Source organism: Mycobacterium sp. ACS4331 (assembly GCF_001667265.1).
Classification (GTDB): domain Bacteria; phylum Actinomycetota; class Actinomycetes; order Mycobacteriales; family Mycobacteriaceae; genus Mycobacterium.
On sequence record NZ_LZHW01000087.1, the window covers coordinates 54,761 to 77,645 of the forward strand.

The 22,885-nt window shown below is 66.7% G+C and carries 21 protein-coding genes; 10 read left to right on the forward strand and 11 right to left on the reverse strand.

Going from position 1 to position 22,885, the window contains the following annotated elements; translation table 11 throughout:
- Position 1: 1 nt before the first annotated feature.
- Both A5727_RS19985 and A5727_RS19990 read right to left on the reverse strand, forming a co-directional pair.
- Positions 2-2,890 (reverse strand): MMPL/RND family transporter, encoded by a 2,889-nt coding sequence (locus A5727_RS19985; RefSeq protein ID WP_068253797.1) that lies wholly within the window; start codon positions 2,888-2,890, stop codon positions 2-4.
- Positions 2,887-3,306: an MmpS family transport accessory protein gene (locus tag A5727_RS19990; protein WP_068253800.1), complete on the reverse strand. Its 420-nt coding sequence runs from the start codon at positions 3,304-3,306 to the stop codon at positions 2,887-2,889. Before A5727_RS19990 ends, A5727_RS19985 begins: the two co-directional genes overlap by 4 nt.
- 615 nt (positions 3,307-3,921) lie before the next feature.
- Here A5727_RS19990 and A5727_RS19995 point away from each other — a divergent pair.
- The 3 genes from A5727_RS19995 (at position 3,922) to A5727_RS20005 (ending at position 7,650) form a co-directional block, all read left to right on the forward strand.
- Positions 3,922-5,793: an FAD-linked oxidase C-terminal domain-containing protein gene (locus A5727_RS19995; RefSeq protein WP_068253803.1), complete on the forward strand. Its 1,872-nt coding sequence runs from the start codon at positions 3,922-3,924 to the stop codon at positions 5,791-5,793.
- A 122-nt stretch (positions 5,794-5,915) separates the two neighbouring features.
- Entirely contained in the window at positions 5,916-7,007 is a 1,092-nt protein-coding gene (locus A5727_RS20000; RefSeq protein ID WP_068254339.1) for an NADH:flavin oxidoreductase, read from the forward strand.
- Positions 7,008-7,170: 163 nt separating this feature from the next.
- The gene (locus tag A5727_RS20005; RefSeq protein ID WP_068253806.1) at positions 7,171-7,650 is read left to right on the forward strand and encodes an SRPBCC family protein; all 480 of its coding nucleotides are present in this window, start codon (positions 7,171-7,173) and stop codon (positions 7,648-7,650) included.
- A gap of 57 nt (positions 7,651-7,707) precedes the next feature.
- Here A5727_RS20005 and A5727_RS20010 read toward each other — a convergent pair whose 3' ends face one another.
- The 4 genes from A5727_RS20010 to A5727_RS20025 form a co-directional block, all read right to left on the reverse strand.
- Positions 7,708-8,292 carry a hemerythrin domain-containing protein gene (locus A5727_RS20010; RefSeq protein ID WP_068253809.1) on the reverse strand — a complete coding sequence of 195 codons (585 nt, stop codon included), beginning with the start codon at positions 8,290-8,292 and terminating at the stop codon, positions 7,708-7,710.
- Positions 8,293-8,306: 14 nt separating this feature from the next.
- Positions 8,307-9,200, reverse strand: a complete 894-nt coding sequence (locus tag A5727_RS20015; protein ID WP_068254345.1) for a manganese catalase family protein — start codon at positions 9,198-9,200, stop codon at positions 8,307-8,309.
- A gap of 98 nt (positions 9,201-9,298) precedes the next feature.
- Positions 9,299-9,904 (reverse strand): hypothetical protein, encoded by a 606-nt coding sequence (locus A5727_RS20020; protein ID WP_068253812.1) that lies wholly within the window; start codon positions 9,902-9,904, stop codon positions 9,299-9,301.
- A 12-nt stretch (positions 9,905-9,916) separates the two neighbouring features.
- Positions 9,917-11,065, reverse strand: coding sequence for a zinc-dependent alcohol dehydrogenase (locus A5727_RS20025; RefSeq protein ID WP_068253814.1), 1,149 nt, complete (start codon positions 11,063-11,065; stop codon positions 9,917-9,919).
- A 239-nt stretch (positions 11,066-11,304) separates the two neighbouring features.
- Between A5727_RS20025 and A5727_RS20030 the strand changes: the two genes are divergently transcribed.
- The 4 genes from A5727_RS20030 to A5727_RS28240 all read left to right on the forward strand — a co-directional run bounded on the left by A5727_RS20030 (position 11,305) and on the right by A5727_RS28240 (position 16,314).
- Positions 11,305-12,651 carry an APC family permease gene (locus tag A5727_RS20030; RefSeq protein WP_068254349.1) on the forward strand — a complete coding sequence of 449 codons (1,347 nt, stop codon included), beginning with the start codon at positions 11,305-11,307 and terminating at the stop codon, positions 12,649-12,651.
- Positions 12,652-12,815: 164 nt separating this feature from the next.
- On the forward strand, positions 12,816-14,393 hold the full coding sequence (locus A5727_RS20035; RefSeq protein ID WP_082949936.1) for a S53 family peptidase: 1,578 nt from the start codon (positions 12,816-12,818) through the stop codon (positions 14,391-14,393).
- On the forward strand, positions 14,390-15,598 hold the full coding sequence (locus tag A5727_RS28235) for a zinc ribbon domain-containing protein (RefSeq protein ID WP_068253817.1): 1,209 nt from the start codon (positions 14,390-14,392) through the stop codon (positions 15,596-15,598). The genes A5727_RS20035 and A5727_RS28235 overlap by 4 nt, the downstream gene beginning before the upstream one ends.
- Positions 15,595-16,314 (forward strand): hypothetical protein, encoded by a 720-nt coding sequence (locus A5727_RS28240; RefSeq protein ID WP_068253820.1) that lies wholly within the window; start codon positions 15,595-15,597, stop codon positions 16,312-16,314. Before A5727_RS28235 ends, A5727_RS28240 begins: the two co-directional genes overlap by 4 nt.
- A 55-nt stretch (positions 16,315-16,369) precedes the next feature.
- On the opposite strand, the gene A5727_RS20050 is transcribed toward A5727_RS28240, so the two are convergent.
- Positions 16,370-16,618: a hypothetical protein gene (locus tag A5727_RS20050; protein ID WP_157521471.1), complete on the reverse strand. Its 249-nt coding sequence runs from the start codon at positions 16,616-16,618 to the stop codon at positions 16,370-16,372.
- Between the two features lie 156 nt (positions 16,619-16,774).
- Here A5727_RS20050 and A5727_RS20055 point away from each other — a divergent pair, with 156 nt between their 5' ends.
- A complete protein-coding gene (locus A5727_RS20055) occupies positions 16,775-17,290 on the forward strand; it encodes a DUF6328 family protein (RefSeq protein WP_068253828.1) in 516 nt (171 codons plus the stop codon).
- Between the two features lie 20 nt (positions 17,291-17,310).
- Here A5727_RS20055 and A5727_RS20060 read toward each other — a convergent pair whose 3' ends face one another.
- On the reverse strand, positions 17,311-18,354 hold the full coding sequence (locus A5727_RS20060) for a glycoside hydrolase family 6 protein (protein ID WP_068253831.1): 1,044 nt from the start codon (positions 18,352-18,354) through the stop codon (positions 17,311-17,313).
- 47 nt (positions 18,355-18,401) lie between these two features.
- On the opposite strand from A5727_RS20060, the gene A5727_RS20065 reads away from it, so the two are divergent.
- Together A5727_RS20065 and A5727_RS20070 are read left to right on the forward strand one after the other, a co-directional pair.
- Positions 18,402-19,151, forward strand: a complete 750-nt coding sequence (locus A5727_RS20065; RefSeq protein ID WP_068253834.1) for an SDR family NAD(P)-dependent oxidoreductase — start codon at positions 18,402-18,404, stop codon at positions 19,149-19,151.
- Between the two features lie 157 nt (positions 19,152-19,308).
- The gene (locus tag A5727_RS20070) at positions 19,309-19,737 is read left to right on the forward strand and encodes a cupin domain-containing protein (RefSeq protein WP_068253836.1); all 429 of its coding nucleotides are present in this window, start codon (positions 19,309-19,311) and stop codon (positions 19,735-19,737) included.
- Here A5727_RS20070 and A5727_RS20075 read toward each other — a convergent pair whose 3' ends face one another.
- From A5727_RS20075 to A5727_RS20085, 3 genes are read right to left on the reverse strand one after another with little or no spacing between them, the layout of a single operon-like run.
- Positions 19,738-21,402, reverse strand: a complete 1,665-nt coding sequence (locus A5727_RS20075) for an ABC-F family ATP-binding cassette domain-containing protein (RefSeq protein ID WP_068253840.1) — start codon at positions 21,400-21,402, stop codon at positions 19,738-19,740.
- A gap of 18 nt (positions 21,403-21,420) precedes the next feature.
- The gene (locus A5727_RS20080) at positions 21,421-22,179 is read right to left on the reverse strand and encodes an SCO6745 family protein (RefSeq protein ID WP_068253843.1); all 759 of its coding nucleotides are present in this window, start codon (positions 22,177-22,179) and stop codon (positions 21,421-21,423) included.
- Positions 22,180-22,227: 48 nt separating this feature from the next.
- A complete protein-coding gene (locus A5727_RS20085) occupies positions 22,228-22,848 on the reverse strand; it encodes a dihydrofolate reductase family protein (protein WP_068253846.1) in 621 nt (206 codons plus the stop codon).
- Positions 22,849-22,885: the final 37 nt, after the last annotated feature.

Below are 22,885 nucleotides of genomic sequence, written 5' to 3' on the forward strand. Positions count from 1 at the left end.
GTCAATCCCTGAGCAGCAGCGAACGCACCAGCGGACGAGGCCCGGTCGGGCGAAGCATCGAACTGGCTGGGCGGGGGCGCACCCGCAGCGGCCACCAGAACCAGCGACCGAGCAGGGCGGCGATGGACGGCGTCATGAATGCCCGCACGACAAGCGTGTCGAACAGGAGGCCGAGCGCGATTGTGGTCCCCACCTGACCGATGGTGAGCAGGTCGCTCACGATCATGGAGCCCATCGTCGCCGCGAAGACCAAACCCGCTGCCGTCACGACCTTTCCGCTGCCCGCCACTGCACGGATCAGGCCCGTGTTGATACCCGCGGAGAGCTCCTCCTTCATGCGCGAGACCAGCAGCAGGTTGTAGTCCGAGCCGACAGCAAGCAGCACGATGACCGACATCGCCAGCACGACCCAGTGAATCTGTATCCCCAGGAAGTGCTGCCAGACGAGCACCGAGAGACCGAATGACGCACCCAACGAAAGGGCCACTGTCCCCACGATGACCAGACCGGCGATCAGGCTTCGCGTCACGATCACCATGATCAGGAAGATGAGGCACAGCGCCGCCACGGCGGCGATCAGGAGGTCGATCCGTGAGCCGTCCACCAGATCCTTGACGCCCGCGGCGGTGCCGGCGAGGTAGATCTTCGAGCTCTCCAGCGGAGTCCCCTTCAGCGACTCCTCGGCCGCGGTCCGGATGGGTTCGACACGCGCGATGCCCTCAGGCGATGCGGGATCACCCTTCTGCGCGATCAGCAGCCGCGCCGCCTTGCCGTCCGGAGACATGAAGATGTCAGCGATCCGCTTGAAGTCCTTGTTCTCGAAGACATCTGGCGGCAGATAGAAGGAATCGTCGTTGTTCGCGGCGTCGAACGCCTTGCCCATCGCTGTCGCGTTCTGGTTCGACTCCTCCATCTGGGAGAAGATGCCCGACATCGTGCTGTGCATCGTCAGCATCATCGTGCGGGTGCTCTTCATGTTGGCGATCATCGGCGGGAACTGCGTGAGGATCTGCGGCATCAGCACATCCAGCTTGTCCAGATCTGCGATCAGGTCCTGCATCTTCAGCGTCACCTTGTCGACACCGTCCAGAGCATCGAAGATGCCGCGCAGCGACCAGCAGATCGGGATGTTGTAGCAGTGCGGCTCCCAGTAGAGGTAGTTGCGGATCGGCCGGAAGAAATCGTCGAAATCGGCGATGTGGTCCCGCAACTCCTCGGTCGTCGACTGAATCTCGCGGGTGGTCTCGATCATGCTGTGGGTGGTGTCCACCATCTGCTGCATCAGCCCGTACATCCGCTGCATCAGCTCGATCATCGTGGTCATCTCTTCGGCCTGCGCCGCAAGGTCCTCCATCCGCTGCTGCTGGAACGGCATGACCAGCTTCTGGCTGGCGTTGCTCATGCTCAGCAGGAATGGCAGTGACGCGTGCTTGATCTGTGTCCCCTCCGGGCGGGTGATGGACTGCACGTTCGCCACCCCCGGTACCGCGAAGACCGCCTTGGCGAGTCTGTTCAGCACCAACAGATCCGACGAGTTGCGCATGTCGTGATCCGACTCGATCATCAGCAGGTCGGGTGATGTCAGCCGCGATTCGGGGAAGTGTCGTGCGGCAGCCTGGAAACCCTTGCTGGAGGGGATGTCCGGTGGCAGATACCTCTGATCGGTGTAGCTGGGTGTGTAACCGGGCAGAGTCAGGAGTCCGATCAGCGAAATCGCCATCGTGGCAACGAGAATCGGTCCGGGCCATCGGACGATCGCAGTGCCGATCCGTCGCCATCGGCGGGTGACGACGGGCCGCTTCGGGTCAAAGATGCGCGTACGAGAAGTCGCTGCGATGCACGCCGGCACCAATGTCAACGCAACGGCGACCGCCACCATGATCCCGATCGCGCCCGGAATGCCCAGGGGTTGGAAGAAGGGCAGCCGGGTGAAGCTCAGGCAGGCGATCGCCCCGGCGATGGTCGCACCGGATGCCAGCACCACCTTGGCGACACTGCGATAGGTGGTGTAGAACGCCTCTTCGCGGGTCTCCCCCGCCTGCCGTGCCTCCTGATATCGGCCCGTGAAGAAGATCGCGTAGTCGGTTCCGGCCGCGATCCCCACAGACACCAGAAGGTTCACGACATACGTCGTCAACCCGACGTACCCCTGCATCGCAAGCCATGCCACGACACCGCGGGCGACCTGCAACTCGATGAAGACGGTGAACAACAGGATCAGGACGAGCAGGATTGAGCGGTACAGCAGGAGCAGCATCACGAAGATGACGCTGACGGTCACGAGCGTGATCAGGATGACCGTGCGGTTACCGCTCTCCCCCATGTCGGACACGATCGCCGAGGGCCCCGTGAGGTATGCCTGCACGCCGGGCGGTGGCGGAGTCCCATCGACGATGTCCTTGACGACCTTGACCGACTCGATCGACTGCGCCTGCCCGATCTCTCCGACAAGATCCAACTGGACGAAAACCGCTTTACCGTCGGCACTCTCGGCTGCACCCTCGGTGAGCGGATCGCCCCAGAAGTCATGGACGTGCTCGACGGCCTCCGGCCGCTCCCGCAGTTGACGGACGAGGTCGTCGTAGTACCGATGGGTGTCCGGCCCGAGCTGCTGCTGGCCCTCCAACACCAGGATCGCCACTCCGCCGCCCGCGGACTCGTTGAAGGCCTCTCCCATTCGCTGCGCAGCCCGGACCGACGGTGCGTCCGCGGGGCTCAACGAGACCGACCTCTCACGTTCCACGACTTCCAGTGGGGGCACGGTGGCCCCCAGCAGGAAGGTGAAGCCGATCCAGCCCAGGATGATCAGCGGCGCGAACCGCCGGATGAAGGTGGCGATTCTGGGACGTCGGGCGGGAGCCCGCTGATCCTCCGTGGTCGGGGCGCTCATGCGGCCTTCAACAGACAGCTGGTGAACGCGTTGACGTTGTTGGAGGTCTTCTCGGCCTTCACTTCGCCGTCAACGGTGATGCGGCATCCGATGCTGTCACTGTCACCCTGAGCCATCAGGCTGCCGATCGCCGTCGCGTCACCGATGTCGAACTGCAGCGTCCAGGGCAGGCTGACGTCCGTTATGTAGCGAGGTTCTGTTTCCTCATCGAAATAGCTGATGTTCGCCGTGGTGCCCGGCGGCCCGAAAACCTCGTACACCATCTTCTTGGGGTCATAGGGCTTTGAATCGGCCACCTTGGTGTCCGCGTACGACGGGCGCTTCTCGGAACCGAAGACCCCGTGCAGGCGTGAAACGGTGAAACCGCCAGCGGCCACCACAACCAGGACGAGCAGCGGTATCCACAGCCGCCTCAAAAGCCCAAAAATCGTCGTCCTCCCCTACTTCCGCACCCCGACCCCAGTCGTCGCTCACGCGACTCAGTGCAGAAATGCCTCCCCGTCGGCCCCTCTGCATCCGATCGATGAAGGGTAACCCATGCCCGTGACCCGCATATGATCTTGTGCCAGACGCGATATGTGATCGGAACTGGCCCTTGATTTCCGGACCCGCGTACGGTTTTTCTTCGCAACCCTCGCAAAGAGGTGAGCCTGTTTAGCAGAAATCCGGCAGAAGACTTCGCCAGCAAATTCTAATTCCGCCACTGTGACGGCTATCACCAGCAGATAATTACGCAGCCTCCGCCGGAAAGGCGAAATTGTCGAAAGTGTCAGATATCGGCGCCGAAATCGTGTTCAGACGCTGCGGTCATCGCCCTGGCAAACGAGCTCACGCACCACGGGTCACAGTGATCTCCTCTCCCCAACCATGAAGCGACGGTCATCCGGACGGTCCACGGCGACGGTCGTGAGTGGGGGCTGGCACCCATCGAATCTCTCCCGCCAGCATGGCCGCCGGTTGGGGGACAACGAGGCAGACACCACCCCGGCGATCCAGGAACGTACTGGTCACAACCCGAAGGAGGCGACACCATGACCGCAGAAACCGTCCCCACGCAGGCCGGACTGGACCGTTCCATCATCGACAGGTTCACCGGCGCCGTCGAGGGCCACGCAGACGTCATCACCGACAACTACGTGCTCACCGCGCGCGGCCACGACTTCTGGGGCGTCGGCGGAACCGCCGAGCTGCTGCTCCACCCGCACACCCGCGATGAGGTCGCCGCGATCATGCGGATCGCCGCCGAGTATCGGATCCCGGTCGTCCCCCGTGGGGGCGCCTCGAACTGCTCGGGCGGGATGATGCCGGCGAGTGGCCGCGTCCTGCTGGATCTGTCGAACCTCAACCAGATCATCGACATCGACATCACCGGTCGGAAGGCCCGTGTCGAACCCGGCGTGGTCAATTCCGACCTCCAGGAGCGCCTCGCGCCTCACGGCCTGTGCTTCTCCCCCGACCCTGTCTCGGCGCACCTGGCGACCGTGGGCGGAAACCTGATCGAGAATGCCGGCGGCCCCCACGCTTTGAAGTACGGCGTGACGTACAACCACATCCTGGCCGCCGACGTCGTCCTACCGGACGGCACCACGGTGACGCTTCGCGCCGACGACGACGGTCCTGATCTCCTCGGCGTGATCATCGGATCCGAGGGCACGCTGGGCATCGTCACCGAGGTGACCGTGGCACTGCGCCCGATCGCCGCGGTGACGCACAGCCTGATGGGCGCCTTCGCGACAGCGCGTGAGGCCGCCGACACCATCGCGGCGATCGTCGCGACCGGCGTCGTGCCCGCGGCCGTGGAGTGGCTCGACCGAGACGGCATCGCGGGCCTGCAGCAGTTCTACGACACCGGCTATCCCTCGGACGCCGACTCGATCGTGCTGATGGACGTCGACGGCACCGACGCCGAGGTGCGCCGTGACCAGGCGATTGTCGAACGGGTGCTGCGTGAGCGGGCCACCGAGGTCCGGGTCGCCGAGACCGAGAAGGGCCGGGCGGCACTCTGGTACGGCCGGCTCCACGCTCCCGACTCCGTCGTGCAGAGCGGCAAGGGATTCTTCATCGGGGACGTCACCGTGCCCCGCGACCGGATTCCGGAGATGCAGGAGGCCATCCAGGCGACGGCCGCCCGTCACTCCGACGGCCTGCTGTTCATCGCCGTGTGCGGGCATGCCGGCGACGGCGATCTGCACCCCACGACCTTCTACGACAAGGACAACCCCAGGGCGGCCGCCGCACTGGAGGCCGCGAACAACGAGATCATCGCAGCGGCACTGCGTTTGGGTGGAACCATCACCGGCGAACACGGTGTGGGCACCGAGAAGATCCCATTCATGACCCAACGCTTCACCCCGGTGGAGATCTCGGCCCAGCGCTCGATCAAGACGGCGTTCGACCCGGAGGGTCTACTCAATCCAGGGGTGATGCTGCCCGAGCAGTCGCCCGCGGAACCCCCGACCACCGAGTTCGCGGACACCGTCCGCGCCGCGGTCTACGGAGATTGGGGCCCCGACCCCGGCGCGGCGCTGACCGTGGGCGGGAACACCGACGTCACCGTGAACCTGGGCAATCTCAGCCTGGTCGTCGGCGCGGACGCAACCCTCGACCAGATCCGCGGCCACCTCGACGACCATGGCGTCACCTGCCTGGCCGTTCCGGAGTCGGGCGGCGATCGGCGCATCGGTGACCTGGTGGCCACCGCGACCGGCGCCGAACGCACGCAGATCCGCCACGCGCTGCTCGGCGCCGAGGTCACCGTCGTCGACGGACAGGTGCCCGCGCGCTTCGGGGCCGAGACCATGAAGGACGTCGCCGGCTACGACACCAAGCGGCTCTACATCGGGGCCCACGGCACGTTCGGTGCGCTGAGCAGGCTGATCTTCAAGATCGGCGTGAAGCGTTAGGAGCCCTTCACCCCTCGGCCAGGCGAACAGCGCTGTGGCCGCAGTGGTGCGGACGGGTCCCGTCCGGCGCTGGCCGGAGAGGACAGGGAATCGCTGCGGCTGCGCGCGCGTTGGAGGCGGTCATGGGAGTACAGGATCTGTTCCGTCCGTTCACCGTCGGCTCACTGACCGTGCCGAACCGTTTCGCCATGGCGCCGATGACTCGGCAGGCGTCGCCGGACGGTGTGCCCGGCCCGGACGTCGCGGAGTACTACCGGCGCCGTGCCGCGGGCGGAGTCGGGCTGATCATCACCGAGGGTGTCCGGCTGCCCGATCCGGCGGCCGGGTTTCCGTACTCCATTCCCACCCTGGCCGGCGACGACGTGCTCGAAGGCTGGCGCCGCGTCGTCGACGCCGTCCACCGAGACGGGTCAACGATCGCCGCGCAGTTGTGGCATCAGGGTGCACTGCGCGACGACGCGGACGGTGTGCTGCCGGTCAGCCCATCCGGTGTCGACGGGCTGGGCAACCCCAGGGGCCGGGCACTGCGGACCGATGAACTGCCAGGCGTGGCCGGACTGTTCGCCCAGAGTGCCCGCACGGCAAAGGAAGTCGGCTTCGACGCGGTCGAGATCCACGGTGCGCACGGTTACCTGTTGGATCAGTTCCTCTGGACGCGAACGAACCTGCGCACCGACGAGTACGGCGGCTCACTGGCGGGACGCATCCGGTTCCCGGCCGAGGTGGTCGCCGCCGTCCGAAGCGCGGTGGGGCCGAACTATCCGATCATCTTCCGCTTTTCGCAGTGGAAGGCCACCGACTACGCGGCGTCCGTCGCGGCCGATCCCACCGAACTGCAGGAACTGCTCGCTCCGTTGGCGGCAGCCGGGGTGGACATGTTCCATCCGTCGACCCGCAGGCACTACGCGCCCGCCTTCCCCGATTACGACGGGGCGAGCCTGGCGGGATGGACCAAGAAGGTCACGGGTGTACCCGTGATCGCGGTGGGCTCCGTCGGATTGCAGACGCAGTTCCGCAGTGAGAAACGTGGGCAGATCATCCAACCCGCACCGGTCGATCAGCTGATCGCGCAGTTCGCGGCCGACGAATTCGACATCATCGCGATCGGGCGAGCCCTGCTCGCGGACCCGGCATGGGTGAATCGACTGCGTGACGGCGAGCTTGCGCGGTTCGAAGGATACGACCCCGAGACCGCGTTGGCGTCGCTGGCGTGAGTCCTCAAGGCGGGCACTGACCCACATTGACCCAGGTGAGCTGGGACGCTGCGCAACGGATCGGCTTTTCGAGGCCTTCGCAAAGTGGGCGATCGGCGACGGGGCACAATTCTGCGCGGCGCAGCGGTGCTTACTCCCGGTTCGACCGGGGTATGCCGCCCGCATGAGTGATCAGCCAGCAGAAGCCGACAGTTCGCTGACCGTGAAGCGGGACACCACGGCGTCCCGCGACCGGGTGTGGGCCGTGATCGCCGACGGATGGACGTACTCACAGTGGGTCGTGGGCAACAGTCGCATGCGTGCCGTCGACCCCAACTGGCCGGCGGTCGGCAGCACGATCCAGCACTCGATCGGGGTGTGGCCCGCGCTGCTCGACGACGTCACGGTGGTGGAGGCCTGTCGGCCCAAGGAGCAGCTGGTGCTGCTGGCGAAGGGCCGCCCGTTCGGCAAGGCGCGGATCACGCTCAACCTCTTCGACAACCCCGACGGCGGATGCCGCATCGAGATGGCTGAGGTTCCCGTCGGGGCCCCGATGGGGTGGATGCCCAAGCGCGTCGCCCTGGCCGCGGCATTTCCGCGCAACCGGGAGTGCACGTGGCGCCTGGCCTCGCTGGCCGAGCGGCGTACACCCGAAGACCTTTAGCGTGCGCTGTGCGGAATCGCAGGGATTGGCCCGCGACTCCGCACAGCCGCGGGCCTTTCAGTGAACCTGCGGATCGGGCGGGTTGTCCTTGGCCCTGCCGGTCACGGCGTCGCGAACGTGGTCCATCGCAGCCGTGGCCATTCCCATGGTCTTGAGGACGGCCGAGTTGGGCGGGGTGTCCGGATGCGGCCGCGTCGGCGCGAGCTTCTTGGCGGCCTCCAACTTCTCACCGAGCGCAGCCAACTCCTCCTGCGGCACCGCCTCCTGGACGAGTGGCCAGACGACGTCCTGCTCGAACGCGATGTGGTCGCGGCCCAACTGGACGAACTGCTTCAGAGCCTCCTGATAGTCCGGGTCTCCCGGCGCACCGTCCTCGAGCCGCTGCAGTAGGCGCTTTCCTTCCTGCTCCTGCTCAACGGCCTTGTCCGCCAACTCATCCCCTCCGTCGAGGTGGTCGCGCACCATCGGCCAGAAGTGCTGCTCCTCGATCGCCTCGTGCTGAGATTCGGCGATTATCAGGTTGGTCACCATTGTCTGCAGACCGCTGCTGGCCGCACCCGTTCCGCTCGGTGCTCCGTCGAGGACCTCGAGCATGCCCAGCACGCTCTTGTGGTCCTGACGCAGAAAGGTCAAGGCATCCATCAGTGTGGCTCCTCTCAGGAGGTGGCGACGTGCTGCTCGTGCGTGAAGGGTTTCTCGGCGGCCACGTCGGGCTCCCCGTCGGGGTTGGCCTCGGCGCCTTTGTTGTTGCGCAGGGACGTTCCGAGCCACTGTTCTTCGGGCTTCTCGACGTAGTCCCATTCGATGCCCTCGGGCCACGGACCCTGGCCCTCGTTCCACGGGCCGCGCACCGACCCGTCGCCGTTGCTCATGTTGAACGCGACATTCTGGAACCGCGGATCGCCTGCCAGCTGACCGGGCGGGAAGTTCACCGGCAGTTCGTTGAGCGCGGCGGTGAACTGTTGGTAGTGCGCGATCTCGCGAGTCATCAGGAAGGTCAGAGTGTCCTGGACGCCGGGGTCGTCGGTGAACTGCTTGAGATATTCGTAGACCACCTTGGCCCGGGACTCAGCCGCCAGATTGTTACGCAGGTCGACGGTGGGGTCACCGTTGGCGTCGATGAACGCTCCGGTCCAGTTGTTTCCCGCCGAATCCTTGACGTCGGGTCCGCCGCCGCTGAGCACCAGGAACATCGGATTGACTGCGACCTGGTGAATCGCCTGGTCCCGGCCGTCGCGGCTGGCGACCGCGGGCATCCAGTCGCAGCGTTGGTGGGCAAGCTTGAGGTCGTCGTTGAGTCCGTCGAGAAGCATCGTGATGGTCGAGCCGACCATCTCGAGATGGCTCAATTCCTCGGTCGCGATGTCCATGAACAGGTCGTACATCTTGGGGTTCTTCTCCCGGAGGACGAACGCCTGGGTGAAGTACTGCAGGGCAGCTGTCAATTCGCCGTTCGCCCCGCCGAACTGCTCCATGAGCAGTGAAGCGAACCTCGGATCGGGCTCATTGACCCGTACCTCGAACTGAAGATCTTTGTTATGAGTGAACACGACGCCTCCCGGCTGAATGGTGAGAAAGAGAATGCGGTCCAAAGGGCTGCAGGCCGCGACTCTCCATCGGGTACCCGGGGTCGGCGTTCACAAACTGATCAGCGCCGCGAGATCCGGTGGCCGGCCCGGCCGTGGGTCTTCGGCAAACGATTCACTAAGGACCGCGTCACCTTGGCCAGCACCACTGCGGCCAAAACCCATGGCCCGCCAACAATCAACGGATCCATCCAGGTGTGCGACTTGTCCACCCGAGTGGTCCCGACCCGGGACTTCCATCCGTGATGGGTGAACTCACTTCGGATACCGGTCTGGGTGAAGGGATTGTCGGGACGCGTGGTGAGGAACGACTCGATGTGCCCCTCGACGGCGTTGATGCGATCTGCGCCGAGCAGCAGCAGCCAGTGCGCCGCACGTCCCTCGCTGAAGCCGTAGGCATACCTGCGAACCACTCCCGACAGTCCACGCGGGGGTGTCGATGTCCCGAACACCGGCGTCAACATCGCATGTTCGATGGACCGCTCCCGCGGCCACTTCTCCGGCTGACGTTCGGGCACCTCCCAGTGCGCGCCGGTTCCCTCGGGATCGGGCCGCAGGCGGGGCACCGCCGGGCGGTCGGCGGGATCGAGATCGACCCCCCAGCCCGGAATGCGGGCTCGCAGCTCCGCACTGTCTGGAACCGGGGGATGGTCTGCCGTGTACACCATGGCATGCTCCTGTCAGCTTGCCTGCGGAAGGACGATGGGCTTGATGCAGTCGTCAAGCTTGGCCGAGAAGATGTGATAGCCGTCGGCGATGTGCTCAAGCGGAATTCGGTGGGTGACAATGTCATTCGGCTTCAGATAGCCGTTCTGGATGTGAGAGAACAGGCGTGGCCACTGACGTTTCACAGGACACTGGTTCATGCGCAGCGTCAGGCCCTTGTTCATCGCATCGCCGAACTTGACGGCGCTGAACATCGGGCCGTACGCCCCCATCACCGACACCGTGCCACCCTTGCGGACGGAGTCGATGGCCCAGTTCAGCGCGACCGGAGAACCGCCCTGCAACTTGAACTTCGCCGCCGTGACGTGTTGGAGGAAGTTGCCGTCGGCCTCGGCCCCGACGCAGTCGATCACCGAGTCGGCACCGAGATGTCCAGTGGCCCTTTTCATCTCAACGACAATGTCGTCGTACTCAGCGAAGTTCCGCGTCTCGGCATGTGCGAAGGTGCGCGCCTTGTCCAGACGGTTCTCCAGGTGGTCGATCACGATGACACGGCCCGCACCCATCAGCCACGCCGATTTCGCGGCGTACAGCCCCACCGGACCAGCACCGAAGACCGCGACGGTGTCGCCTTCAGCAATGTCGGCGAGTTGTGCGCCGAAATATCCGGTCGCCAGCGCGTCGGTACACAGCAGTGCGTCCTCGTCGTCCATCCAGTCCGGAATGAGCGCGGGTCCGACGTCTGCGAACGGCACCCGGACGAATTCGGCCTGACCGCCGTCGTATCCGCCGCAGGTGTGCGAGTAACCGTAGATGCCGCCGACCGCCGTGGCGTTCGGGTTGACGTTGTGACAGTTCGAGTACAACCCGCGGGCGCAGAAGTAACACGAGCCGCAGTACACATTGAACGGGACCATCACCCGGTCACCGGCCTTGAGGTTCTGCACTGAGGGGCCCACCGCCTCAACCACGCCGATGAACTCGTGGCCGAAGGTCATGCCGACCCGGGTGTCGGGCATCATTCCGTGATAGAGGTGCAGGTCAGACCCGCAGATTGCCGCCATGGTCACCCGCACAATCGCGTCGTTGGGGTGTTCGATCGCCGGCATGTCCTTCTCTTCGACCCGCACTTTGTATGGGCCTCGATAGACCATTGCACGCATACGCCCTCCTCGATCGGGGTCTCTCGTCGCGCTTACCCCGTTTGACACCCCCAAAACTCACGTCGGCGCACACGGCACCACGACATCCCCTTCCCCAGGCATTCGCAGGAGATGCCCGTCAGCCGGACATCGAAACCGGTTCGCACCGAGACTGCGGATATCCCACGCCCGATCCGGGTATGCCCATCCGACACCGCGCCCTCGGCGACGCAGTGATGCTCGGAGCACAGGAGACCTGGATGACATCAGCGGAGGCAACCGCAGCAGCGCCGGAGAACGCTGCCCCCGACGGCAGACTGAAGCGCGGGATCACCGGTCCCCTGCTGTTCCTGTTCATCCTGGGGGATGTGCTCGGGGCCGGAATCTACGCACTGATGGGCGTCCTGTCGGAAAAGGTCGGCGGAGCACTGTGGGCGCCGCTGGTGGTGGCGCTGGTGCTCGCGCTCCTCACCGCCGGCTCCTATGCCGAACTCGTCACGAAATACCCCCGGGCCGGGGGCGCCGCGGTGTTCGCCGAGCGGGCGTTCAAGCGTCCCGTCGTGTCCTTCCTGGTCGGCTTCTGCATGCTCGCCGCCGGGGTCACGAGCGCGGCGGGTCTGGCGATCGCCTTCGCTGGTGATTACCTCAACACATTCACTGATGTCCCGGCCGTCCCCGCCGCCATCGGCTTCTTGGCCCTCGTGGCAGCACTCAACGCCAGGGGCATCAGCGAGTCGGTGAAGAGCAATGTGGTGATGACGGCGATCGAACTGACTGGCCTGCTCATCGTCGTCATCGCGGGTGCGGTCATGCTCGGGGGCGGACGCGGCGACATCGGTCGCGCCAGTCAGTTCCCGGAAGGCGCCAGCCCTGCGATGGCGATCCTGGCCGGGGCGATCATCGCCTACTACTCCTTCGTCGGATTCGAGACGTCGGCGAACGTCGCCGAGGAGATCAGACATCCGAGCCGGGTCTATCCGACCGCGCTCTTCGGGGCCCTCATCACGGCGGGTGTCGTCTACGTGCTGGTCGGATTGGCCAGTGCCGCGGTTCTCGCCCCCGCGGATCTGGCCTCGTCGTCCGGTCCACTTCTCGACGTCGTGTCCGCCTCGGGACTGGGCGTGCCGGACTGGGTGTTCAGCGCCATCGCACTCGTCGCCGTCGCCAACGGCGCGCTGCTGACCATGATCATGTCGAGCCGACTGGCGTTCGGCATGGCCGAGCACGGGCTTCTCCCTGGCGTTCTCGCGCGGGTGCTGCCGCAGCGACGAACACCGTGGGTCGCGATCGTGTCCACCACCGTGGTGGCGATGCTGCTGACGTTGGTCGGCGGTCTGTCCACACTTGCCGAGACGGTGGTCCTGCTGCTGCTGTTCGTGTTTCTGTCCACGAATGTGGCGGTGCTGGTGCTGCGCCGAGACGCTGTCGAGCACGGCCATTTCAGGGTGTGGACGGCCGTCCCGGTGCTGGGGGTGGCCTCCTGCGTCCTGCTGCTCACGCAGCAGTCGGCCAAGGTCTGGCTGTTCGCCGCGATCCTGCTCGCAGTCGGCGTCGTCCTGTACGTCGTCGCACGCGCAGCCACCCGCAGAACCGCGGGCCAGCCGTAACAGATCTGCCGTCCGGGTGACCGCGTGAGGCGTGGTCACCTCGAAGAACCCGAGGTTGGACGGTGCCCGGGGCACGGTTCTGGAAAAGTGATGTTGTGACCAACCAAGCTCGGGGGCGGGCGGCGCGGGCCCGATGGGGACTTCCGACCGCCTGCGTCGTGGTGATGATCGTCTTCGCCGCGCTGACCCCGGCATCCGACCGGGATGTCCTTCCAGCCCCACAGCGGCCGGCGATCACCGGCCCGATGCAACTGCTGCTCGCCGCCTCCACCGACCTCGGTCCGGCCCGCGCGGACCGGGTCCAGCTCACCGCTTCGCTGCACGCCCCCGATCAACCGGTCGCGCTGCGCGCCTGGGCCCGCGAGCGCGGCCTGTCCGTGCGTTGGCGACCGGACGACAACTGGGCGATCCTGGAGGGCCCCCCGTTGGCTGTGTCGCGCGCGCTCGACCTGGATGTGCACGACTATCGGGGTCGCCGCGGCCAGCAGTTCTACGCCTCGCCGCAACAACCCCAGATCCCCGAGGCGCTGCGGCATGAGGTCCAAGGGCTGGGCCGAATTCTCAGCTACACACCGCACCACACGTCCGTGCCGGGACGGCCGGGCATCGTTCCCCGAGACGTACCCGACCGGGCCCTGACGCCCGCGACCATGCTCACCGCGTACAACGCGGACCGCCTCGCCCGCGACGGCTTCACGGGCAAGGGGACCACGATCGTCATCTTCGCCTTCGACGGATTCGATCAGGCCGATCTCGACACCTTCTCCACAATGTTCGACCTGCCGACCTTCACGCCCGAGGTGGTCGGTGGTCAGCCGGGACCTCCCGCGGCGGAACTGACCATGGATCTTCAAGTCACGCACGCCATCGCCCCTGACGCGCGCAAAGTCGTGGTGAACGCGCGTCCGACGGTCGAGGGGCCAGGCGGCTATGAGCGGATCGGCCAGATGCTCGAGGACACCGACCGACGGTATCCCGGTGCGGTGTGGAGCTTTTCGATCGGCTGGGGCTGCGACAGATTGATCACCGCCGCCGACCTGGCCCCCGTCCAGTCCGCACTGCGGCGCGCCCAGTCACACGGTACGGTCGCCTTCAACGCCAGCGGCGACCTCGCGGGCCTGGAGTGCAAGGGCGGTGCGGACTGGGACTCCCCGCCCGGCGAGACTGACATCGGTCTGGACTCGGTGGCCTCGCTCCCCGAGATGACCAGCGTGGGCGGGACGACCCTGTCGACCGACGCCGACGCGAAGTGGATCGGCGAACAGGCTTGGTTCGACCCTCCCCTGTCACAGGGCACCGGCGGCGGAGTCTCCACACTGTTCGACACACCGTCGTGGCAGCAGAGTGTCGCGGACACCCTGCCCACGGAGCGCGCGGCAGGACGGCGGCTCACCCCCGATGTCGCGGCGGTCGCCGACTCCTTCACGGGAATGACCATCGTTCTGGGACAACAGGTCTACGTCGGCGGCGGCACGTCGCAGTCCGCCCCGATCTGGGCGGCCTTCACCGCGATCATCACCCAGTATCTGATCGCCAACGGCGGCGGCCTGATCGGAGAGATCAACCCGCTTCTGTATCGCATCGCACAGGGCGCTCCATTCCCAGCGTTCCGCGATGTCACACTCGGCGGAAATGCCGTCGACACCGCAGGCCCGGGTTATGACCTCGTCAGCGGCCTCGGCACACCGGATGTCGACAACCTCGCACGCAACCTGCTGATTCTGCAGAGGACGGGACTGTGAGCGAAGACGCGGCCGTCGAGCGGCCCACGATCGAATGCGGCGTGTGCCAGATCGATGTGCCCGCGGGCGAGTTCTGTGGACTCTGTGGCGGACACCTGGACGATGCGCCCCGCAACAGCCCGGAATGGCTGCGTTGGGGGGCTTTCAGCGCATCCCCTGGCGAACATCTGCTGACACCCAACGTTCTCAGCACGCTGTTCCCGCATCTGCCGCCCCGCTCCCGGTTCCCCTTCCTGGTGGGACTGGCACTGCTGATCATCGCACTGGCCGCGGCAACGCTGTTCAAGCTCCCCGCAGCGCTGATCACCGTTGCGGCACTGGGACTTCCGCTGCTTTTTCTGATCTACCTGCAGGAGGCCGACGTCTACCGCGACATCTCGTCGGCGACGCTGGTGATCACCTCGGCCTTGGGGATCGGACTCGGGGTGGGATGGGTGCTGCTGACCGGTGCCGCCGCAGCGCGGGCGTACGGCGTGCCGCTGGGGGCGGGCATCTCCGGGTTCCGGATTCTGCGCGACGGATTCGGTGTGCCCCTGGGGGCGCTGCTGCTCATGCTGGTACCCGCGGCGCTGATGCGCGTGCTGGGACCGCGCCGCCGCCTGGAGGCGCTCGACGGGTTCGCCCTCGGCGCGCTCGGGGCGCTGATGTTCACTGCCGCAGCGACGCTGACCCGACTCGCACCACAGTTCGCCGTCGGCATGGTGGCCCGCTCCCGGCCGATCGAGGGCCTGATGGTGGAGGCCGGGATCCGCGGGATCGCGGTGCCGCTCACCGCCGCATGCGTGGGTGGGCTCATCGGCACCGCACTGTGGTTTCGCCGTCCACCCAACAAGAGGCACCAGCACCGCAGTTATGTACGCGTCGTGCTGGCCCTCTTGGGCCTCACGGTCATCGCGCTGTACGCCGCGATCGGACTCATCGACATCGCCCGCGTGCCCCAGTTCCTGCAGTTGGCCGCGCATCTGGCGATCGCCGCCATCGCACTTCTGGCACTGCGGATCGGAATCCACCTTGCCCTCCTGCACGAACAGCATGATGAGCCCGACCAGGACGAACCGCTGATCTGCTGGCAGTGCGGCCACGTCGTGCCCGACATGCCGTTCTGCGCCGCCTGTGGCGCGTCCACGCAGGCGTCCTCACGCACATCGAGGCGGTATCGCCGCGAACACCGCCCCGTACAACAGGATTCGGAGAACCCGGCATGACCACCGAAGCACCGGGGCACCGCTACTTCCCGGGTACCTACGTGGCGCCGGAGATGCCCAAGACGTCGTACCGCAGACTCGTGGTGGTCTGGGTCGCCGCGATCGCGGTCGTGACGGCGGGGCTGGTCAGCCTTTCGGGTGCACTCGAGAAACCCCCGGCTCGCTTCGTGTGCCCGCCGGACTGCGGCGCACCGCCGATGGGCAAGCCGGTGGCGTTCAATCCACGCTTCACCGCGCCGGACGGCGCCTTCTCGGTGTCCTACCCGCCGCCCGAGAAGGCTTATCGGGTGACCACCCAAAACGACGGTGTGACAGCCGATCTGCTCGACGGCGACGGCGGAACACTGCGCCTGTTCAGTGTGCCCGCCGCCGGTCGGACACCGAAGCAGATCGCGACCGAGTTGGTGCGCAGGACCTTTCCCGACACCAGAACGGCGTACGAGATCCCCAACGCCATGGTCGGTTACCACCCCGGATACGGTGTGGTGGCCGACTGCTGGCCCCAGGCCATGACAGCCAACTACTCCCGCATGCGGATTCTCGTCATGGTCGCGGTCAAGAACGACCTGGCACTGGTGGCGGGCGCCGTCGGCCCGTACCACCGATTCGGCCCCGACTTCGGGCCCGGCCTGCCGTCTGCGGCCAACCTTCAGGTCGCCGTGGACATGGGCAGGTACGTCAACAGCTTCCGCTGGCGCGACGACCCACCGCGATGACCGAGGCAGCCTCCTGGGGAGGCTGCCTCGGTGTCACAGTTTTCGGCTGCGTCGCTCAGTCGCCCGGGCCGACGTTGTCCGGGTTGATCTCGCCGGGCTGAATCGGCTTCGGCTCCAGCGAACCCTTCGTGGTGGGCACCAGGGTCTCCTCGGCGGGAGTGGTCGTGGTGGTGGTCGTGGTCGTCGTGGTGGTGGTCGGCTCTTCCTTCGACTCGCCCTGGCACCCGACAACCGCGAACATCAGACCTGCGCCGACCGCGGCCGACACGAGCGTCCTGGCGGTGACCTTTGAAACGACTGACATCTGCAGCCCCTTACTCGTTACTGGGGGCACAGTGCATCCACTCAGGCCCCGACGAATATGACATTACCTGACAGCGACACCACTCACATGTGCAAACGATCCGGGCCAACCCAGCCGAGCGGGTTTGAACCGGCGCGGGACGGCTATGCGTAGTTGATGAACACCGCCACGGCGGGCACACACGGTGCGTGGAAGCATGACGAGCGGTCAGAGACGCAGACCGAGAGACTCGACCGCAACTGGGCCAGCCTCCTCCAGGAACTCCGCGTGGTGCTGACCGGGGTTCAACTGATCACGGGGTTTCTGCTGACACTGCCCTTCCAGCAGCGCTTCACGACTCTCGACACCGAGTTCCGGCAGCTCTATCTCGCGACGGTGGCATCCTCGATCGCGGCGACGGTGTTCCTCACCGCCCCAGTGGCCATGCACCGTCTGATGTTTCGCCGGCACCTGCTGCGTCACCTGGTCACGTTGTCCCATCGCCTGACCCTTGTCGGTCTACTGCTGCTGGGTGCGACGCTGGCCGGAGTGGCCGCGATGATCTTCGACGTCATCGCCGGCCGGCCCGCCGGTGTCGCCGCCGGAGTCTGCACGCTGGTCACATGGATCGTGTTGTGGGTGTTGTCACCCCTGACGGCCAGGCGCGGCACGAAAGCGGATGTGCTTCGGTGACGCAGTCCGCGCTCGCAGCGTCACCGACCCGCGTTGCGCGCCAGATCAATCGCGTACTGATTGACGAACGTGCCCGCACCGGGTTCGCCGCGGTCGCATGACCCGTCGGATTCGCCGACCCGCTTGATCCACAGATAGGCGTCGGCATGCGGACCGGCGGTGGCCGTGGTCGGCGGGGTGCCCAACGCTCGCCCCTTGGGATTGCACCAGTTGAGCGCACCGTCATGCTCCGGTCCGGCGCCGTTGCGCGAGGTGTCGATCACGTAGTGCGCGCCATTGGTGAGCCCTGAGATCGTCTCTCCGTAGCCGATCTGCTCTTCGGTCGTGTAGTAGTTCGTGACGTTGAGGCTGAACCCGCGCGCCCGGTCCACGCCGACTTCATTCAGCCTGGCGGCCATGTCCTCAGCGCTCAGCCACCGTGAGTGCCCGCCGTCGATGTACACCGCCGCCGCGGGATCCCGAGTCAGGGCGTCGACGGCATAGCGGATCAGATCGAAGCGTTCCTGCCGCTGATCGGCCGAAAGACAGTCGGCCATCGCCAGAGCGTCGGGTTCGAGGATGATCACCGCGCGCGAACCACCCAGGCCGGCCGACACGGCGTCGATCCACTGGCGGTAGCCGTCGGCCGAACCGAACCCGCCCGCGGCGTAGCTGTAGCAGTCACGATGGGGCAGGGCGTAGATCGCCAGCACCGGTGTCGCACCGACCGCATTCGCCGCGCCGACCAGCCCGCTCACCGTTCCGGTGACTGTGGACGCGGGGAATGCCTGGTCCAGCCAGTAGGCCTGCGGGGTGTTGGCGATGTAGTCGAGTTGGGGGCTCGGCGGGTTGGCCGCCTTCGCCGCGCGCGCCGCCTTGGAGATGGGGTCGACGTAGAACGTCGTACCGTCCAGCGGGTTGGCCTCGCTGGCCAGCCGGATCGTCGGCGAAGGCCCGGGTTGAGCCGGCGCCGTCACACCCACACCGACCAGGGCCGCAACGGCGACGAGGGGAGTTATCCAGCGCGCGACTGCACCATCTGAGAACACCACCGCAAAATAACCGGGCTTATGGCCGAATGCCAATCCGCCCCCGCCGGAATATCCGATGCGCTCGCCGCCTTGAATGCTCCATGAACAATCCACTCAGCGGCAGGACCGCCCTCGTCACCGGCGCCACCGCGGGAATCGGCTACGCCATCGCCAGACAGCTGGCCGCCGCAGGCGCCGAGGTCACAGTGCATGGCCGCAACGCGGAGCGCGGGGCAAAAGCCGTGCAGGACATCGAGAATGACGGCGGCCGGGCGCTGTTCGTCGCCGCCGACCTGGCGAAGATCGACGATGTCCGCCGGCTCGCAGAGGAGGTCGGCGACGTCGACATCCTGGTGAACAACGCGGGTGTCTATCGGTTCGCCGGCACCCTCGAGACCACCGACGCCGACTTCGATGAGCAGATCGGCATCAACCTGCGCGCACCATACCTACTGGTGCAGGAGCTGGTGCCCGGCATGCTCGAGCGCGGGGACGGCATCGTGATCAACGTCAGCACCGTGGCGGCCAGCACGCCGGCGGCCGAGGCCGGCATCTACGGCGCGGGCAAGGCCGGGCTCGAACTGCTCACCAAGCTGTGGGCCGACGAGTTCGGCGCTCAGGGGGTGCGCGTCAACGCCGTCGCACCCGGACCCACGCAGACCGAGGGCACCGCGGCGCTCGGCGATCAGCTCATCGAAGGACTGGGCCGCACAACGGCTTTGGGCCGCACCGCGACCGCCGACGAGATCGCCAACGTCGTGACGTTCCTCGCCTCCCCCGCCGCGAGCTATGTCAACGGAGCAATCCTCGCCATCGGTGGCGGCTCTCTGGCCATCCGACCCGCGGCCTGACCCCCGCAGTCGAGGCCCACCTCGCGCCGAGAACTGCCTTATTCGCAGGCCCACCTGAGGCGGTTTCACGGCAACTTTCGGCGAGGAATCCCGCTGGGTGTCACCGCGGATGTGCGATGGTGAGGTCATTCGGCGTCGACGACAGGAATCGCGTGCGATGAGCCAGTTGAATCCCGCTCAGACGATCATCCGCGTGCCTGCCGACTTCGCCTGGCAGACGCCGCCCGGCGCGCCGCCCGGCTCCGTCGAGGAGGCCGTGCTGAACGGGAGTGAGACGGCCACCGGGCAGTACCTGGTCCTGATGAAATGGCACCCGGGATATTGGAGTGCGCCGCACTTCTACCGCACCGACCGACTCTGCGTGGTGCTGTCCGGTGTCTGGTGGTGCAACAGCGGCGCGGACTTCGACCCCGCCCAGGCGGTGGCGGCACCGGCTGGGTCTTTCGTGCACCGGGTCGCGGGGACACCTCATTTCGACGGCGCCCACCACGACGCCGCAGAACCGGCTGTCATCGCGGTCACCGGCATCGGCCCCGTCGAGCAGACCTGGGTGCACCCGACAGAGCCGCCGCTGCGGACATTCTGACTACAGGTCGGACACCTGACCCCCGTCGACCCGCCACGACCGATCCAAGCGGACGTTCTGCAGCATCCGCCGATCATGGGTCACCAGCAGCAGTGCGCCGTCGTAGGCGTCGAGCGCCTGCTCAAGCTGTTCGATCGCGGGCAGGTCGAGGTGGTTCGTCGGCTCGTCGAGCACCAGGACGTTGGTGCCGCGGGCCTGCAGCAGCGCCAGCCCGGCTCGGGTGCGCTCACCCGGGGAGAGCTCGTCCACCGAGCGCTCCACGTGGTCTGCACCGAGGCCGAACTTCGCCAGCAGTGTCCGCACCTCGGCCGTCGACCAGGTCGGCACCTGCTGCTCGAAACGGTCGACCAGACGTCCGGGACCGGAGAACTCGGCGCGCGCCTGGTCGATCTCGCCGATGGCGACGTTGGCGCCCAGGCTCGCCCGGCCCTCCTCGGGCTCCAGTCGGCCCAGCAGCAGCCGCAGCAGCGTCGACTTGCCCGCGCCGTTGGGCCCGGTGATCCCGATCCGCTCACCCGCATCGACTTGGAGTGAAACCGGACCAAGAACGAAATCGTCCTGTCGCACAACGGCATTGGCGAGGGTGGCCACCACCGAACTGGATCGCGGAGCGGACCCGATGGTGAACTGCAGGGTCCACTCCTTGCGCGGTTCGGCGACCTCTTCGAGGCGCGCGATCCGGCTCTCCATCTGGCGGACCTTCTGTGCCTGCTTCTCGCTGGACTCGGTGGCGGCCCGCCGGCGGATCTTGTCGTTGTCGGGAGCCTTGCGGATCGCGTTGCGGACCCCCTGGCTCGACCACTCCCGCTGGATTCGGGCGCGGGCCACCAGATCGGCCTTCTTCTCGGCGAACTCGTCGTACTGCTCACGCCGGTGCCGACGCGCGATCTCGCGCTCCTCCAGATAGCTCTCGTACCCGCCGCCGTAGACGGTCGTGGTGTTCTGCGCCAGATCGAGTTCGAGCACCGCGTTGACGCTGCGAGCCAGGAACTCGCGATCGTGGCTCACGAGAACCACGCCGCCCCGCAGGTCGCGGACGAACTGCTCCAGGCGTTCGAGACCGTCGAGGTCCAGGTCGTTGGTCGGCTCATCAAGCAGCACGATGTCGAACCGCGACAGCATCAGCGCGGCCAGCCCCACCCGTGCGGCCTGCCCGCCGGACAGCGCCGTCATGGGTGTCGTCTCGGGCCGCACAGCCTCGGAGTCGAGTCCCAGATCCGCCAGCACGGCGGGCAGCCTCTCGTCGAGATCGGCCGCACCGGTGGCCAGCCAGTGGTCGAGCGCGGCGGCATACACCGTCGCCGGATCGGTGCCCGCGGGGCTCTGGTCCGGATCGGCCAGGGCAGCTGCTGCGGTCTCCATGGCCAGGGTCGCCTCGGCACATCCGGTGCGGCGGGCGATGTACGCCGCGACCGTCTCCCCCGGCACGCGCTCGTGCTCCTGCGGAAGCCACCCGACGAACGCGTCGACCGGTGCGACGCTCACGGTGCCGTCGAGCGGTTCGAGGTCCCCGGCGAGGATCCGCAGCAGAGTGCTCTTACCCGCGCCGTTGGCGCCCACGACCCCGACCACATCGCCCGGCGCCACGGTCAGGTCGACGCCGGAGAACAGGGTGCGATGGGCGAATCCGCCGGCCACGTTCTTGGCCACGAGCGTTGCGGTCATGACCGCAATGCTCCCAGATCAGCTGGGGACGGCTGCCTTCAGTGAGGCCAGCGCCGCGGTGCTGAGCCGGGTGAGCTCCTCGGCCTCGGCGGGTTCGAGCGCAGCCGCGAAAATCTCGGCCATGCGCCGGTTGGTGGCCTGCTCGACCTCGTCGTAGCGGTCCTTCTTGTCGGCGCCGTCCGCGTACGGTTCGGCCCAGCCGAACATCGCGGCGTACTGCGGTCCCTTGTTGAGCATGTGTGCCTCGATGGGCGAGATACCCGAAATGGTCAGCGCGTTGAAATGCACCGCGGCCCGCAGTTCGCGCAGCACGAACATCACCTGCAACGCCCGGGCGGGCGCATCGTCGGCCAGCGGCATCGCGCGCCATCCGGCATACAGCGGCAGGCCCGCGATGGGCGTCGCGGCGATGAGCTTCTCGCCCAACGCTGCGATCCGGTCCAGGCCTTCAGCACCGGCCAGGTACTTGCGTCCGAAGTCCGCCGCCTGCGTCCAGTACTGCTGCGCAGCACCGTCGGCTCCGCGGACCGCCACGCCCTCATCCCACAGCGCCGCCAGTCCGACCGGTTCGAAGACCGCGAACACCGCGCCGACGGTGTCACCGCTGGCGTCGCCCAGCACTCCGCCGCGACCCGCCACATAGCCCGCCAGTGGGTTCTCGTATCCGGCGGCGACGCTCGCACCGAAGGTCTCCGGGTGCAGCATGAAGACCGCGACGGCCTCCTCCATCGCCGCGCCGGTCTCGGTGGCAGCGTCCAGCATGACGGTGTCGCTCATCGCGGTGACTCCTCAGTGAGTAGCAGTGACCTGGGTCGCAGCCGAACCCTACCGACTGCCCATATCGCCGGTCTCGGGAACGCCCTCAGCGACGGCGTACCGCAGCAGGACCACACCGTTGGGGCTGGCCGCCGGCGGTTCCAGCAGCGTGAGGTTGGTCGGAACGGCGCCGCCGTCGAACACCTTCTTTCCGGTGCCCAACACGATCGGGTGCACCCACAGGTCCAGTCGGTCGAAGAGTTTCTTGCGGAGCAGTGTCTGCACGAGGTTCAGGCTGCCGACGACCTTCACATTCTCGTGTCGGTCGCGGACCTCGCTCACGGCCCCGGCCAGATCAGCGCCCAACTGCGTCGATCCGGCCCAGGAGAGATCGGGATTGCCGCGGGAGGCCACGTACTTGGGGATGCTGTTGAACAGCGTGGCGATCTCGTTGTCGGTGCCGCCCTCCTGGTGCGGCCAGTGGGCGGCGAAGATGTCATACGTTCGCCTTCCCAGCAGGAGCGCGTCCGTGCCCTCGTACGCGGCACCGACCTGCGCGCCGCTGACCTCGTCGATCAGCGGCGCCTGCCAACCGCCGAAGGTGAACCCGTCCGGATCCTCGTCCGGGCCGCCGGGCGCCTGCCCGACGAGGTCCAGCGTGGCGAACATCTCGATATGGATCAAACCCATGCGTAACTCCCGATGACTTGGTGGTATCGGGTAGACC